Source organism: Penaeicola halotolerans, from assembly GCF_016464625.1.
In the GTDB taxonomy this organism is placed as follows: domain Bacteria; phylum Bacteroidota; class Bacteroidia; order Cytophagales; family Cyclobacteriaceae; genus Penaeicola; species Penaeicola halotolerans.
Window position 1 is genome coordinate 181164 of record NZ_JAEAGO010000001.1, and the last position, 14461, is coordinate 195624.

Here is a 14461-nt window from a genome sequence, read left to right on the forward strand (position 1 = left end):
ACCTATTGGAAAATTTTTACACTTTCTAAAATTTGATCCAAGACCTTGCTTAGTGGTTCTGAACCTTTACTGAAGACCATCAAGTCATAAAATTGTTCACGAGCAGGATCATGTAAACCTACTCTACAGTAGGCTTTACTATGTGCTAAGATGTAGTCAATCAGTGGATTATTTGAACTAAATGGGTGGATAAGGTAGTCAAAAGGCTCTTCGATAAAGTCTTCTACATGACTACTTTTTACTTTGCCAAAAAGGCTAAAATCTTCTTTACTGAAGGTGTGCATACTTTGATTTTGCTTTTGAGGCTTGTCTAAGTATCCCATTTCTTTGATGACGACACCCATAGGAGCTAAAATTCGTGTGAGTCTATCGATGTCCTCACTGATCTGGGCAGCCGTGACATCATAGAGTATTCCGATCTTTTTGATCTGATCGAATTTTCTTCCACTCCTTGGGTTGTTATTTTTCCGAAGCGCACTTTTGGTTTTACGCTTGATTTGATTGAGCTTAATCAACTTTATTTCCTTTGAGTATTTGACTAAAATCATCTTCTGAGATGATCTTCACGCCTAGTTTATTAGCCTTTTCCAGTTTAGCTGGCCCCATATTTTCCCCTGCCAATAAGAAATCAAGCTTAGCTGATACGGCTGTCAGAACTTGACCGCCATTTGCTTCGATGATTTTCTTGAGTTCTTCCCTTCCAAAATTGGAAAAAACCCCCGATATAACAAAAGACTTCCCAGCTAAAACATCGCTTTCTAGACTTTCCTCAATAACAGACAGCTGAAGACCAGCTGATTTGAGTCTTTCGATGAGTCTTTGATTTTTTGGTTCTGCGAAAAACTCAAGGATACTTTGCGCGATTTTATCCCCGATTTCTGGAGCTTCTACCAATGCTTCAAAGTTAGCTTCCATGATGGCATCTATGTTCTTGAAATGCTTGGCGAGTTTTTCAGCCACTGTCTTACCGACATAGCGTATACCTAGTCCAAATAGTAGATTAGCAAAAGGCTGTTCTTTGGATTTCTCTATCCCTTGGATGATATTTTCTGCACTTTTTGCTTTGATACTTCTTTTGACAGTTTTGTCTTTTTCCTCGTCATAGTAGCTAAATGATAAGCCATCTATTTGCTCGAATGTCAAATCATAGAGATCTGCTACATCTTGGATCAGCCCATTGCTTAGAAGACCCTTTACTGTTTCGGTACCTACACCATCTATATCCATGGCTTTGCGATGTGCAAAATGCTCTATACGCCCACTTTGTTGTGGTGGACAGCTTAGTTCATTAGGACAGTAATGATTCGCTTCACCTTCTTGACGAATCAGCTCTGTGCCACATTCTGGACAGTGAGAGATATAGATAACAGGCTCACTGAAGAGTGCACGCTTACTCAAATCTACTCCAGTGACCTTTGGGATGATCTCTCCACCTTTTTCAACAAATACAGTATCGCCTATCCTCAAATCTAAACGTTCGATTTCATTGGCATTGTGTAGAGAAGCACGCTTGACTGTGGTACCTGCTAGCTGCACAGGTTTGAGATTAGCGACAGGGGTGATCGCTCCAGTACGGCCTACCTGATAAGCGATGCTATTGAGTGTAGTAGCAACACTTTCTGCTTGATACTTATAGGCGATAGCCCATCTTGGACTTTTAGCGGTAAAGCCCAGTTGCCGTTGCTGGCGGTAAGCATTTACTTTGATCACAACTCCATCCGTATCTAGTGGAAGTTCGTGTCTTTTCTCACGCCATTGCTCTATATAAGCTAGCACAGCTTCTATATTTTGGCATTTTTGATAAGTAGGAGATACGTTAAATCCCCATCTTTCAATTGCTTTGATAGCTTCTTCATGTGTTTCTATCCCTAAGTCTTCTCCCAATAGGCTATAGAGGTAGCAGTCGAGCCTTCTTTTAGCTACTTCTGTGGCATCTTGCATTTTTACAGAGCCAGAAGCTGCATTTCGTGGGTTTGCCATGAGCGCTAGACCTTGTTGCTCACGATCTTGGTTGATGGCATTAAAAGCCTCTCTAGGCATGAATATCTCTCCCCGAACTTCAAACTTAGCGGGGATATCAGTGGCTTTGATTCTTAGTGGAAGTGTTCTAATAGTTTTGATATTAGCAGTGACGTCATCTCCACGCACACCATCTCCTCGAGTCACAGCTCTGGTCAATATGCCATTTTCATAGGTTATGCTGATCGCTACTCCATCAAATTTCATTTCACAGAAATACTCAAAGTCAGTAGTACCTAGTCCTTTGGCGACTCTTTGATCAAACTCTTGGAGCTCATCATCTGCATAAGTATTACCCAAAGACAACATAGGGTACTCGTGAACTACTGTCTCAAATTCTTTGGTGATCGTACCCCCCACTCGCTGACTTGGACTATCAGGAGACTTGAGTTCGGGGAAAGCTTCTTCTAATTTAATGAGTTCTTCCAAAAGCTCATCAAAAGCCTTATCTGAAATCTCTGAGGTATGCTTTTGATAATACTGATGGTTGTAATAATCTATTTTTTGAGTCAAATCAGCTATTTTTTGAGCTGCTTCTGCTTTGTTCATGCTACCTGTATTTTATTCCAAATCTAAACTTATTAATCAAAATCTAATAATCGATGTGAAGTTTAAATCAAGGTTGACTAGATTTGAAATACTAATCAAAATCACATGGAAGAGCAGGAAAATAATCTAATGAGATCGAAAATATTGGAGGCTGCTTTGGGTCTATTCGTAGTCAATGGCTATAAGGAGACGACCATGGATGATATAGCCAAGCATCTAAAGATTAGTAAGAAAACACTGTATAAATACTATCAAGGGAAATATGAACTACTCTCATTAGGGGTGGCGCAGATCAAGTCAAACTTGACCAAAAGTGTGGAACAGATCCTAAGTGCAGAAGATGAATTTCCGATCAAACTTAGAAACATGCTTTCGGTGGTTGGTTTTGGCTTGGCTAATATCAAACAGCGAGTGATCCAAGATCTCAAAGAGCTTGCTCCTAATTTATGGGAAGATCTCAATGCATATAAGCGAGAAGCAGCTTTTGTCCGATTTCAGAGATTGATCGATGAGGGAGTTAGAAGTGGTTATATTTCTCCTAAAGTCAATAAAGAAATGGCTGTATTGCTTTATGCCAGCATCATTCAGAATCTCCTCGATCCTGACTTTTTAGATCAGTTTCCTTCAGATTTCAAAGACAAGATTCCAGACTCGCAAGCTGGGATTTTTGAGCAATCCGTGATGGTACTGTTAGAGGGGATCTTGACTCCTGAGGCACGCAAGGTTTTTGAATCTGAAGGTTAATCCTCAGATAAGGCCTGAGCAATTTTATCCTCTGTTTGCTTCAACTTGCTCTTACAATTTTTGATCAATGCGACTGCTTCTGATACCATATCGCCCAGCTGATCTATATCAGGCTGCTCCTCTTCGATGATACGGATGATATCTGTTACTTTATCCAATGACTCTTGATAGCTTAGCTCTTTCTTTTTGCTCATGGTTTCTCTACTTTACTTTCGATTGTTTTTTGATAGATGATGGTAGTGAGTTGATCACCTATTTTTAGTTTGCTGTCTTTTTTGATGACTTTTCCCTCGTGACGGGTGATACTATAGCCTCTTTTAAGAACGTTTTCAGGATTGATTAGCTCGATTTGTCGCTCGAGCTGTACACATTGTTCAGATGCAGTTTTAAGAGCTCTTTGGCTCACTTTTTTAAGCTGTTCCAGCTGTCTGTCGACTAGTGTGTTTTCATTTGAGATTCGCTTATCCTGAATTTTCTCCAAGTTGACTTGTACTCTCGAGATTAGTTCTTTCTGCTGATAAATGACCTCTTTCGTGTGTGTTTGAAGCTGATAGCGGAGCTCTCTTAAATCCTGAGTGGCCGTTTGGATCAGTTGCCCAGCCCATCGCTCAAGCATTTCAGCAGCATCATCTAGTTGCTCTTCGAAGCGTCTCATTCCTTCGAGTATGAATTCTGCTACTGCTGTAGGAGTTTTCATTTTGGTATGAGCGACTAGATCTACGATGGTTTCATCTCTTTCATGTCCGATTCCCGTGATGACAGGTAGGGGAGTTTGCGCTACCTTACTAGCAAGCTCAAAGTGATCAAAACAGTCTAAATCAACCTGTGCACCTCCTCCTCTGATGATCACTACTAGGTCAAATTGATCTGCTCTTTGTTTGATCTTTTCTAAAGCATTCATGATGCTTTGAGGGGCTTCATCTCCCTGCATTGCTGCTTGATAGAGAGTCGTTTGAAAGAAGTAGTGATTTCTATTGTTAGTCAGTTGATCTAAAAAGTCTCCAAATCCTGCGGCAGTAGCGGAACTGATAATAGCAATTCTTTGTGGTACCAAAGGCAACGGTAATTGCTTGTTAAGGTCTATAAGATTTGCCTGAGTGAGTTGTTCTAAGATGGCTTGCTTGCGCATAGCACGCTCTCCCAAAGTGAAATTGGGATCTATATCCTTGATGTGCAAGCTCATGCCATACAACTCATGATATTGTACGCTCACTTGACACAATACCTTCAGTCCTGCACGTAAAGATGTGCCTGTGACCTGCTCAAATTTCTGTCGGATGACACCATAGCTGTATGACCATATATTGCCTCTAATCTTAGCATGGATCACATCTCCTTCTTTTTCGATGAGCTCTGTATAGCAATGTCCCTTGGGATTTACCCTAAGTTCACCGATCTCGGCTATCACCCAGTAGCTTGGTTCTAAAAAAGTATCAAGTGTAGCTTTAATCAGGTTGTTAAGCTCAAATAGACTGATAGGATTCATACAGCTAAGTTAAGCATTAATGAATTCAAGCGGTGTTTTCTAGGGCTGTTTCCGACAGTTTTTGTCAGATATAAAAAAAGCACGCCAGGTTTTCTAGCGTGCTTGATCATAAACCAAATACATTTTATTTTTTATCCTCATCTCTGTTCATCCCTCTCCTCATGACAGTGCCGGTAAAGTCTCTACTTGCAGTCATCAGTCGATAGGTTTGTTTCGCAGAGAGCACAGTTTGAAATTTAGTCATGTAGCTTTTTTCCAAATCTAAAAGTTGCTGCTGTACATCTAGTCTAAGCTTGACTCGCTGAGCAGCTTCTGCATCTGTCATATCATCTAATCTCTTTCTATTACCATCATACATGGTCTTGATGATACGATACTTTTCTTCATTGTACTTGTTATACATCGGCCAAAACTTCTCTGCTTGAGAGACAGACAGACTCAATCTATTGGTGAGGTAAGCTACTCGAGCAGCTTCCATCTTTTGATGTGCTTCTTTGACTTCCTCTGGAGTCATGCGTTTTCTCTGGTCTTGAGCATATGCTGAGGAGAACATCAGCATGAGCAAACTCAAAGCGACTATTATATTTTTCATTTTGATTGATTAGCTATTTTAATAGATGTTTTCATTGTCATCCTCATCAGTCCACAGCCAGTCTGCCTGCTCTTCTGCTAGGATACTGTTAAATATATCTGTCGATCCGTCTAGTTGATAGATAAGCTCCTCTTCGGAAAGCAGACCAGCTTCAACTAGCATGATGAGTTCTTCTTCTGTATAGGCAACTTGAGGTTTCACGGTTTCTACAGGACCTTTTAAGAAAAAGATCTGAACGGCCACAGCTATCAGCAGTATCGCAGCAGCATACTTGATCATATCAGGCCATAGTATTCTCTGCTTAGCTTGTACAGGCTGAGTTTTAGCCATGATTTTGTCTTCAAGCTGCTCAAAGTATCCCTCTGGTACTTTGAATATATTTTTGTTTCCGATCTGATCTAGCATAGTATATTTTGTTCTTAGATGTAAGTATGGATCAAAGGTTTAGTCTTGTGTTAATATATCTTCAATTTTTTTTACGGCTAGGTGATAGCTTGTCTTCAATGCTCCCACAGAAGTGCCTGTGATCTCTGATATCTCTTCATATTTTAAGTTGTCAAAATACTTCATATTAAAGACAAGTCTCTGTTTTTCTGGAAGTTTTAAGAGTGCATGCTGAAGTTTGATGGACACCTCGTCTCCATCTAGATCTTGTTGATTGAGACTGTGTGATAGTTCGTGATGGGTATCTTCTAGTGGCTCAAGGTACATGCGCTTAGCCTTGTTGAGGTGGTGGAGGGTCTCGTTGGTAGCGATTCGGTAAATCCACGTATAGAGACTCGCATCTTGCTGAAACTTGTCCAGATTTTTGTAGACCTTCACAAAAGTGTCTTGGGTTAGATCATCAGCATCCTCATGGTTGATCACCATTTTTCGGATCATCCAGTAGACTTTTTGGCTATACTTCTTTACCAGCTCCCTAAAGGCTTTGTCTCTAGTAGCAGGCACTAAGAAATCACGTATCAGATCTTTATCTTCCAATATTCTTTTTCTCTTTGATCAAGATTCGCCAATAAAGTTTAAAAAAGAAAGGCTACAATTTGAATTTGTAGCCTTAAGTGTGATTAAATCTCTAGAATATACTCTAGTATGCCAGCATTTTTGCCTTTAGGCCTGACTACGAGTAGCGGGATAGTATTATTGACCTGAATGAGTCTTTCTGCCATACTGCCGATAAAGAGTGCTGTAGCAGCCGTCCTGCCTTTGGCTCCTATGATAATACCGTCTACTTCCAGTTCTTTCGCTTTTTGGTAAATATCTTCTACGGGATCGTCATCATCGTCTCTAGAGTAGATGGGTTTGATCTCTACTTGCTTAAGATCTATTTTTTTGATAAACTTCTTATAATTGATCTCAGCATGGGTCTGCATGATGCTAGCAAATTCCTCAAAACTCTTCCCAGTAAAGTGATAGCCTGATGGCACGCTATAGACGTTTTGGCAGATGATCTCTGCAGTGCCTCCGTTTTTTTCTACGATAGTGATCGCCTCCTCTATAGCTATCTGAGAGTATTCAGAAAAGTCAGAAGGAACGAGTAGTTTCTCGACTTTAGGGGAAGCTCCCTCAGGGACAATCAAGAGTGAACAGCTAGCTCTTCGTGCTAGTCTATTAGATACTACCCCAGATCCTACTAGTGTGGATTTTCTGCCAACTATGATTAGATCAGCTGATTTCTCTTCACTTAGCTTTAATAATTTTTTGGCAAGTTGTCCTTCTTTTACCGTGAAGCTCAACTCTACTCCAAGAGAAAGATCAAAATTCTTCTCAACGATCGTCTTCATTTTTTGCTGTCTTTCCTCGATCATTTTTTCGATCATATCAGGAAAGTCTTTTAACACATCTTTTGGGATATTGAGGTTACGAATGACGTTTACAAAATATACTTTTTTTGTAGAAGAAGTTTTGGCGATGAAAGAGGCGTACTTGACTAGTGTGTCATCTAGTTCAGTAAGGTCTAAGCCTACTATGATTTTCTTCAGTTGGTACATGGACGCTTGTTAAATTTGTCGCAAAGATAGGGTGTTTTCATATCAAAGCAGCGTGCAAATAAAATATTATTTGTAATTTATTGATAAAAACATACCAAATCAAAATTATATTTCAAAGAGTTTAACTCAAGGCTGCGCTAGCTTCAATTCAGGGTCTAATATAAATATTTTTATTACGGATACTAGGCCTAGGGGTTGCTATTATATGAGAGGTTAAGTGATTGCTTTTTCAGTACTGTTTCATTTTTGGATTTTTCATTCCTTTAGAAAAAAACACGTGCTCATTATGCCATACAAAGGTTGATGCTTACCTTTGTAGAGACTCAGGTCTTAGACATCGTTCTAACTTCACAATTATATAAATTTCCGAGTGAAGCCCTTTTCAAAACCAGGCCTCATCTGTCTTTGGCAGACCTCGCTCTTGGAGCAGGATAACAGTGGAAGGTTGCGAGATCTCAGGCAGCTCAAATCTTGTCTTATAGGAGGTTAGTAACGCCCCGAGGCCTGAGTTTACTTTTTTTAATATAAAATCCTAAAGCGGATAGTACCTTCTATTTGCTTCAACTCATCCACTACTTCTGGAGGATATGCCTTGTCGATATCCGTGATCACATAGCCTATCAGCTCGTTGGTCTTTAGGTATTGGCCTACTATATTGATAGCAAAAGCCGCTAGCGTATTATTGATTTTGGCCAATATGCCTGGCTCATTGTAGTGAATATGGATGAGTCTATGCGCATTTTGCAAAAATGGCAGTTGTAAGTTTGGGAAGTTGACGGCATTATAAGTACTGCCTGTATTGATATATTCGCTGAGCTTACTAGGGACAAACTGTGCAATATTGACCTGCGCCTCTAGCGTAGAACCTCCAATATGTGGTGTCAAAATCGTGTTTGGGAGTCCTTTGAGCGGAGAGTCAAATGCTTCTTCATTAGTTTTTGGCTCATAAGGGAAGACATCTACAGAAGCACCACCAATGTGTCCATTCAGGATAGCAGTCTTCAAGGCCTCAACATCTACCACATGCCCTCTACTCAAATTGAGCAGTATGGCTCCTGGCTTCATCTGTTTGATGGCTTTTTCGTCTATGAAGTTTTCGTTTGTAGCCCGTCCATCTACATGCAGAGAGATGACATCAGCGAGTTTAAGTAGTTCCTCTAGACTTTGACATTTGGTAGCATTGCCAAGTGCAAGACGTTCTACGATGTCATAGTAGTAGACATTCATTCCCATATTTTCAGCTAGTACAGACAGTTGTGCTCCGATATTGCCATAGCCTATGATGCCTAGCTTTTTACCTCTGATCTCAAAGCTATTATTGGCAGATTTATCCCACTTGCCTTGGTGCATCTGAGTATTTTTATCAATCAAATTTCGCATCAAAAAGATAATCTGTCCGATCGCTAACTCTACTACAGAGCGTGTATTGCTATATGGCGCATTGAACACAGCGATACCTCTACGCTGACAAGCGAGTAAGTCGATTTGATTAGTTCCTATGCAAAAGGCTCCTACGGCCATCAGTCTAGTGGCATTTTGAAGGACTTTTTCAGTGACTTGAGTTTTAGACCTGATTCCTAGAATTGAGACATTTTTGATTTTTTCAGCAAGTTCTACTTCATCCAGTGCACCTTTGATCGTCTCTACATTGAAGCCTTCTGCTCTGAGTTGATCAGCAGCAGTAGGATGGATACCTTCTAGCAGGAGTACATTGATTCTGCTTTTGGGATAAGAGAAGTTCTTATTGAGCTTGTTTAAGTAAAGGATCTCATCTAAACTAGGCGCTATATGATCTGCTTTTTCAGTCACCTTAGTCCTTTCTATATTCTCCGTGAAGGCATAAAACTTATTAGCCAAACCAGCTGCTTTGATTTCATAATCTGTGTAGCCATCGCCTATTACATAGATGTCACCTTCTAGTTTGAGGGACTTGATCACTTCAGCTTTGCCATTATTTTGAGAAAGTAGGTTCTCTCTATCGAAGCCAATGATATTTTCATGATCGTCATAGGTGAATTCATTGGCAAAAATATTGGCTTCTTTGATACCCAGTTCGGTCACGATTGGCGTGATAAAGTCTTTGAAGCCATTTGACACGATAAATATTTTTGAGGCATGCTCTTTGAAAAAATCTTTATTCCTGATAAATGATTTAGATATTTTAGTTTTGAGTACTTCTGTGAGTTCGTGGAGATGTACTTTTTTGGCTTGAAGCAAATGGATACGTTGCTCGAGCGATTCTCTAAAAGTCAGGCTGCCATCCATCCCTTGATCGGTGATATTTTTGATCGCTTCTATCTTTTCATTTTTCTTTGGGTCGTCTTTTAAGCTGATGGCGGCCAGTATGTCTAGCGCTTCTACTTGGGTAAAAGTACTATCAAAGTCAATTATGAAGTTTTTAGCAAGAGTCATGCTTTTTTGAAGATTTGCAAAAGGTTTGAAATAGGTTTTGAATTTGGAGTAATAAAACTACCAATACTTTTACATGAAGCCAATATAGATTTTTCTTTTTTTAAGCCTTTTTCAGAATCATCTATGCACTTTGTTTTTTAGCCTCTATATTTGTTGTAAAAATGAACATTGACTCAAAACAAAATATCCATGAAAAAGCAAATTGCCATTTTTAGTCTAGCGTTGTGCTGTACCTTAGCCTGCTCTAGTCCTCAGGAAACGGAAAATACCGTAGCATCTACAGAAGCACCCGTAGCAGGTAGCTATGGTGATCCTATCACTACTGAAGAAGCGATCTCAGCCGCAGATCTCAAGATGGTCTTGGCTGGTCAACCGGTATTTGAAGGAAAAGTAACAGGTGTCATCGAAGAGGTATGCAGTAAAAAGGGCTGCTGGTTGACGATGGATCTTGGCAATGGCGAGAAAATGCGCGTTACTTTTAAAGACTACGGATTTTTTGTTCCTAAAAATTCTGCGGGATATAAAGTCACCATCCAAGGTATAGCTAAACAAACTACTACTGATGTAGCAACATTGAGACACTATGCAGAGGATGCTGGGAAGTCAAAAGAAGAGGTAGAAGCAATCAATGCACCTAAAGTTGAATATGCCTTTGAAGCTGAAGGAGTGATCATAGAGGAAAATGCTTAAATCAAAAAATATATGGCTGATACTAGCAAAGGGATGTTTGATAGCATCCCTTTGCTATGCTTGTCAGCAAAAGGCTGAGCGTGTAGATATCACGACAAATAAAAATCTCTATCCCAATAATGACGCAAGACTAGCAGTACTCATGCGTAAAATGGATAAAGATATGCGAGATATCAAAAAGGCTATAGAAAATGGGGAAGCGCTTCCAACTTATTCAGAGGACTATTTAGAAATTAAGACTGCTAAGTCTACCGATCCTTCAGTGAAGACTGAGGCTTTTGCACTGATGGCAGATAATCTTCTCGAGCAGTTAGATAAGTTGCAAAATACAGCTCCAGAATCTTTAGAGGCACAATACTTACTAACAATCAATGCTTGTTTAGCTTGTCATGTGACTTATTGTCCTGGACCAGTAAAGCGAATAGAAAAGTTGAAATTGTTGAACTTAGCATCTCTTGATGCAGTTGATTGGTCAGAAAAGTAAATAATACAAATATCTATCTGATCAAATGCCACTATCTTTAGACAATATCAGAGTAGGAAAACGCTATCGTATTAAAAATTTTGGTGAGATCACTGAAGTACAAGTCATGGCTAGGATATCTGATGAAAACTACAAAGTCAAAGACCTTGTCACCCTTGAGGTATTTGAACTAGAGGATCTCATCAGATATGGTTTAGGTAAAGACTATGACATAGATGAAATATAAAAATCGGCTACCTGACATGTCAGATAGTCGATTTTTTAGTGCATAGATCTAAATCCTGGCTCATAGATCACTCTCACAAATGAGCTTAAGCCTCTATTTTCTCGATTGAGTGGTATGCCACTGACGATCCCAATCATTAGATTTTCAGCTAGTCCTATACGCATCTGAGGCCTCATCACACTGAGTAGCCTATTTTCGATTATCTCTTGGTTGAGTTCTACACCTATAAAATTTCTAGTGCCAGAGATCATATAGTGAAAACTTGTGTTAATCTCATAAGCGCGTTCCCAGCTACTATCAAATTCTTTGACCAATCTTGACCCAGTATAGATTAGCGTATGATAATTTCTCCCCCAACGTTTGGCCGCTATCAAGAATGGATTGTAGACATTTCCTTGAAACCACCGACTTTCTCCTAAATCTCTCAAATCACTCAATTCAAATTCATGAATGTAACCAAGAGCCAAAGAGGTATTGGTTTTTTCGGAAACTAGAAAAGTCCACTGTGTAGCTAATTTAAGACTTTCTAAGCGGTTAGCAGGACGTGTTTGGTCTGGGTTGATGCCGATTCCTCTCCCATAAAGTGTGAGCGGGAGCTCTATCTCGAATCCTAATCTATCGATTGGAGCCCATTCATACTCTATCAAGGCTTCATATTCATCAAAATTGCTATCAGCTTTCATCCCTAGACCAAAGTTCCATTCTTTTTCACCCTTCCTGGCACCAAGATCTCTGATGAGATCTATATAGAGTGGCTCTGCATGTAGGACTTTGGCCTTTTCACCTTTGACAGATTCGATCTCTTGGATGAAGGTACTGTCTAGTAATATGTTTTCTTGCCTGATGCTATCTCTTTCTGTTTGTGCATAGGCATATAATGGTAGCAAGCTTACTACCAAGCAAAATATTTTTTTAATCATTTTCCCTTATGTAATTAATTAGAAACTTTTGAACAGTGTATTCAAACAATGTTTCTAGGGGGAGGAGAGGGGATGTCTTCAGGAAATAGCTCGTACAAGTCTATATGAAAACTATTGAGTTTAGCGAAAGCATGAAGACTAGGGAATTTTAGAGGAGAATCAAGCTGATGCCAAGCTAAAGTCCATTTAAGGGGAGTATTTTTTCTTTTTTCGTGAGGGATTTCAGTGTCTGGAATGGTGTCATCCTCCATCTCCATGAAGTATTCTAATGCTAATTCTACCAAGTTGTCGACAGGATCTACGTGTCCTATAACTTCTTGCGTGATATATTTGGATTCATAATAGTAGAAGCTAGCAGCGATATTCAAAAAATGAATCGCTAAGAACAAACTGACTAGTCTTCTCGATATAGAAATCTTAGCATTTGACATTTTATTCAGCTAATAGCCAAGCAAAAACCTTCCATTCATTTGAATCATTTAGACGAAGAATCGCCTGAAAAGTTTGTGAATCACTACTGTAATAGTGTAATTTTATTTTTACCGAAATGTCACCTTTGTCTGCCCCTATGATAGCAAGTGGGCCTTCAAGTCCTCTAGTCAATGTATCTTGAGCGATAATCTCCGTAGATTTGATAATGGTAAGGTCTTCTTCCAAGCCAAATAGCACTTCATCACTTAGCGCGTATCTTTGTAGTCGCTCGTTGGCACCCTCTGACAGTGCATGTGCAAAAGAGTCCACTACTGACAATGGATTAGCCATGACATTTATTTCTGGCTCTGGGATCTTTACTTCTGCCTCAAATGATTGCGAGACTTGTTCACTAGGAGGAGTGCTACAGCCTACTACGATCAGTAGTATCAATGTCACTGATGACATGATAAATTGGAAATACTTCATATTTCAGAAACGTGCTTAAAGTACCTTTATTTTAACCTAGCTTCCACCAAAGGCAAAAGACTTTTAGCCCAATGCTTGTAGATTTTTCCAGATGGGTGGAGTCCGTCAGAGGCCAGTGCATTCTTTTTGTCGCCCTCAAGTCTGTAATGTTCTGTAATGTCAGTATAGCTTACATCATACTTCGCGCAAATTTCCATTTTGATTTGGTTAAAAGAATCTATAGCCATCCCTACATCGGTAGAGTTGACTCCTTTTTTCTCGGCAAAAGGAGTGATGCCCCAATCTGGAATAGATACTACGAATACCCTAGAAGCATCTCCAGCAGCAAACTTTATAGCTGTTTGTAAAAGCTGCTCAAATTCCTCTGCGTAATTTTCTAGAGATCGACCTCTGTATTGATTATTGACACCTATGAGTAAGGTGACCAAGTCATAAGTTCCTTCAGGTTTTCTGATACTAATTCCTTCCATCAACTCGTCAGTAGTCCATCCAGTGCGTGCCACTATCACTGGAGCGCTAATAGCGATATTTTTTTTGACCAACATTTGTTGAAGTTGAACAGGAAATCGATCCTGTGCTTCTACTAATTCTCCGATCGTATAAGAGTCTCCAAGCGCTAAAAATTTCAAATCTTGAGCTTTTGTGTTTATGGACATAGCAAAAAGGGTAAAAATGACAAGGTAGATGCTTTTCATGAGTGAGTTATTTATACTCGAAAATAAGCATTTGTTTGATAGCATCAATACAAATAGAAAAAGCTAATATCTCTAGGGTCTAAGATATAATGGCTTTTGGAGTTTTGATTTTTCGCTTCACTTGAGTGGAGGCTTCTGATTCTTTTTTCATTCTCTTGGGACCATACCAAAGCCAAAAACCTGTAATGGTAAATACCAATAATGCTATACCTGTCAGTGTACTGTAGAATAATTTGAAATAGCCATTAGGAATACCTAGCTCATTGTCAACAAGCGACCCATCATGAAGCGATTCTATCCAATCAGCTCTCCTAGGACCTATACTGAGAACTGCTCCAGTACTAGCATCAAGTTGAATTTCTTGGATATGCTCTTTAAAGATAAACTTGGCAATTCCGTCAGCTGGCCTATAATCAATACGATCAAGTTCAAGAGACAATTTTGGGTCAAATGCTTTTTTGGCAGTGATCAGTGCGATTTCTTGAAGTGCTGCTACAGGCATAAAATCTTTCGCGTCAGCACTGATACCACTTTTAGTGTTTGGCATGATGTATTCTGCGCTGTGTTTTTTCCATCCTAATAGGACTGCAGTAATCGCAATAATAAAGAAAAACATAAACAGAAAAGCTCCCGTATATCGGTGTACTTTCCTAAAAATACGTAAAGTCTGTGCTTGGTTTTGACGTTTTAATTGACTCATTGGAGACAATATCTTAAAATACTTTTGACTCTAGCTAAACTTTTTGATTAGTGGTG

General features: G+C 39.5%; 18 protein-coding genes. 4 read left to right on the top strand and 14 right to left on the bottom strand.

Annotated features, from left to right (window positions below; all coding sequences use genetic code 11):
- Window positions 1–2: 2 nt before the first annotated feature.
- Window positions 3–515, bottom strand: coding sequence for a DUF6913 domain-containing protein (locus I5349_RS00770; RefSeq protein WP_226388811.1), 513 nt, complete (start codon window positions 513–515; stop codon window positions 3–5).
- The gene (ligA, locus tag I5349_RS00775) at window positions 508–2568 is read right to left on the bottom strand and encodes an NAD-dependent DNA ligase LigA (RefSeq protein ID WP_226388812.1); all 2061 of its coding nucleotides are present in this window, start codon (window positions 2566–2568) and stop codon (window positions 508–510) included. Before ligA ends, I5349_RS00770 begins: the two co-directional genes overlap by 8 nt.
- Window positions 2569–2673: 105 nt before the next feature.
- Between ligA and I5349_RS00780 the strand changes: the two genes are divergently transcribed.
- Window positions 2674–3312, top strand: a complete 639-nt coding sequence (locus I5349_RS00780) for a TetR/AcrR family transcriptional regulator (protein WP_226388813.1) — start codon at window positions 2674–2676, stop codon at window positions 3310–3312.
- Here I5349_RS00780 and xseB read toward each other — a convergent pair.
- The 7 genes from xseB to serA form a co-directional block, all read right to left on the bottom strand.
- Window positions 3309–3506, bottom strand: a complete 198-nt coding sequence (gene xseB, locus I5349_RS00785; RefSeq protein ID WP_226388814.1) for an exodeoxyribonuclease VII small subunit — start codon at window positions 3504–3506, stop codon at window positions 3309–3311. The two genes, I5349_RS00780 and xseB, sit on opposite strands and share 4 nt — an antisense overlap.
- On the bottom strand, window positions 3503–4798 hold the full coding sequence (gene xseA, locus I5349_RS00790) for an exodeoxyribonuclease VII large subunit (protein WP_226388815.1): 1296 nt from the start codon (window positions 4796–4798) through the stop codon (window positions 3503–3505). Before xseA ends, xseB begins: the two co-directional genes overlap by 4 nt.
- A 124-nt stretch (window positions 4799–4922) precedes the next feature.
- Complete coding sequence (locus I5349_RS00795; protein WP_226388816.1) at window positions 4923–5390, bottom strand: hypothetical protein; 468 nt, start codon at window positions 5388–5390, stop codon at window positions 4923–4925.
- An 18-nt stretch (window positions 5391–5408) separates the two neighbouring features.
- Window positions 5409–5795, bottom strand: coding sequence for a hypothetical protein (locus tag I5349_RS00800; RefSeq protein ID WP_226388817.1), 387 nt, complete (start codon window positions 5793–5795; stop codon window positions 5409–5411).
- A gap of 39 nt (window positions 5796–5834) precedes the next feature.
- A complete protein-coding gene (locus tag I5349_RS00805) occupies window positions 5835–6371 on the bottom strand; it encodes an RNA polymerase sigma factor (protein ID WP_226388818.1) in 537 nt (178 codons plus the stop codon).
- 83 nt (window positions 6372–6454) lie between these two features.
- Entirely contained in the window at window positions 6455–7378 is a 924-nt protein-coding gene (locus I5349_RS00810) for a universal stress protein (protein WP_226388819.1), read from the bottom strand.
- Between the two features lie 519 nt (window positions 7379–7897).
- A complete protein-coding gene (serA, locus tag I5349_RS00815; RefSeq protein ID WP_226388820.1) occupies window positions 7898–9790 on the bottom strand; it encodes a phosphoglycerate dehydrogenase in 1893 nt (630 codons plus the stop codon).
- Window positions 9791–9979: 189 nt separating this feature from the next.
- Here serA and I5349_RS00820 point away from each other — a divergent pair, with 189 nt between their 5' ends.
- From I5349_RS00820 to I5349_RS00830, 3 genes are read left to right on the top strand one after another with little or no spacing between them, the layout of a single operon-like run.
- Window positions 9980–10480, top strand: a complete 501-nt coding sequence (locus I5349_RS00820; protein ID WP_226388821.1) for a DUF4920 domain-containing protein — start codon at window positions 9980–9982, stop codon at window positions 10478–10480.
- 37 nt (window positions 10481–10517) lie between these two features.
- The gene (locus I5349_RS00825; protein WP_226388822.1) at window positions 10518–10964 is read left to right on the top strand and encodes a hypothetical protein; all 447 of its coding nucleotides are present in this window, start codon (window positions 10518–10520) and stop codon (window positions 10962–10964) included.
- Window positions 10965–10989: 25 nt separating this feature from the next.
- Complete coding sequence (locus I5349_RS00830; protein WP_226388823.1) at window positions 10990–11190, top strand: hypothetical protein; 201 nt, start codon at window positions 10990–10992, stop codon at window positions 11188–11190.
- 35 nt (window positions 11191–11225) lie between these two features.
- On the opposite strand, the gene I5349_RS00835 is transcribed toward I5349_RS00830, so the two are convergent.
- The 5 genes from I5349_RS00835 to I5349_RS00855 all read right to left on the bottom strand — a co-directional run bounded on the left by I5349_RS00835 (window position 11226) and on the right by I5349_RS00855 (window position 14405).
- Entirely contained in the window at window positions 11226–12110 is an 885-nt protein-coding gene (locus I5349_RS00835; RefSeq protein ID WP_226388824.1) for an HAEPLYID family protein, read from the bottom strand.
- A gap of 41 nt (window positions 12111–12151) precedes the next feature.
- Window positions 12152–12541 carry a hypothetical protein gene (locus tag I5349_RS00840; RefSeq protein WP_226388825.1) on the bottom strand — a complete coding sequence of 130 codons (390 nt, stop codon included), beginning with the start codon at window positions 12539–12541 and terminating at the stop codon, window positions 12152–12154.
- Between the two features lies 1 nt (window position 12542).
- Window positions 12543–12989 (bottom strand): hypothetical protein, encoded by a 447-nt coding sequence (locus I5349_RS00845; RefSeq protein ID WP_226388826.1) that lies wholly within the window; start codon window positions 12987–12989, stop codon window positions 12543–12545.
- Window positions 12990–13036: 47 nt separating this feature from the next.
- The gene (locus I5349_RS00850; RefSeq protein WP_226388827.1) at window positions 13037–13705 is read right to left on the bottom strand and encodes an SGNH/GDSL hydrolase family protein; all 669 of its coding nucleotides are present in this window, start codon (window positions 13703–13705) and stop codon (window positions 13037–13039) included.
- 79 nt (window positions 13706–13784) lie between these two features.
- Entirely contained in the window at window positions 13785–14405 is a 621-nt protein-coding gene (locus tag I5349_RS00855) for a PepSY-associated TM helix domain-containing protein (RefSeq protein ID WP_226388828.1), read from the bottom strand.
- Between the last annotated feature and the right edge of the window lie 56 nt (window positions 14406–14461).

Coding starts and splice junctions, on each gene's coding strand:
- ligA (WP_226388812.1), bottom strand. CDS start 2,568: ATGAACAAAGCAGAAGCAGCTCAAAAAATAGCTGATTTGACTCAAAAA.
- I5349_RS00780 (WP_226388813.1), top strand. CDS start 2,674: ATGGAAGAGCAGGAAAATAATCTAATGAGATCGAAAATATTGGAGGCT.
- xseB (WP_226388814.1), bottom strand. CDS start 3,506: ATGAGCAAAAAGAAAGAGCTAAGCTATCAAGAGTCATTGGATAAAGTA.
- xseA (WP_226388815.1), bottom strand. CDS start 4,798: ATGAATCCTATCAGTCTATTTGAGCTTAACAACCTGATTAAAGCTACA.
- I5349_RS00795 (WP_226388816.1), bottom strand. CDS start 5,390: ATGAAAAATATAATAGTCGCTTTGAGTTTGCTCATGCTGATGTTCTCC.
- I5349_RS00800 (WP_226388817.1), bottom strand. CDS start 5,795: ATGCTAGATCAGATCGGAAACAAAAATATATTCAAAGTACCAGAGGGA.
- I5349_RS00810 (WP_226388819.1), bottom strand. CDS start 7,378: ATGTACCAACTGAAGAAAATCATAGTAGGCTTAGACCTTACTGAACTA.
- serA (WP_226388820.1), bottom strand. CDS start 9,790: ATGACTCTTGCTAAAAACTTCATAATTGACTTTGATAGTACTTTTACC.
- I5349_RS00820 (WP_226388821.1), top strand. CDS start 9,980: ATGAAAAAGCAAATTGCCATTTTTAGTCTAGCGTTGTGCTGTACCTTA.
- I5349_RS00830 (WP_226388823.1), top strand. CDS start 10,990: ATGCCACTATCTTTAGACAATATCAGAGTAGGAAAACGCTATCGTATT.
- I5349_RS00835 (WP_226388824.1), bottom strand. CDS start 12,110: ATGATTAAAAAAATATTTTGCTTGGTAGTAAGCTTGCTACCATTATAT.
- I5349_RS00840 (WP_226388825.1), bottom strand. CDS start 12,541: ATGTCAAATGCTAAGATTTCTATATCGAGAAGACTAGTCAGTTTGTTC.
- I5349_RS00845 (WP_226388826.1), bottom strand. CDS start 12,989: ATGTCATCAGTGACATTGATACTACTGATCGTAGTAGGCTGTAGCACT.
- I5349_RS00850 (WP_226388827.1), bottom strand. CDS start 13,705: ATGAAAAGCATCTACCTTGTCATTTTTACCCTTTTTGCTATGTCCATA.
- I5349_RS00855 (WP_226388828.1), bottom strand. CDS start 14,405: ATGAGTCAATTAAAACGTCAAAACCAAGCACAGACTTTACGTATTTTT.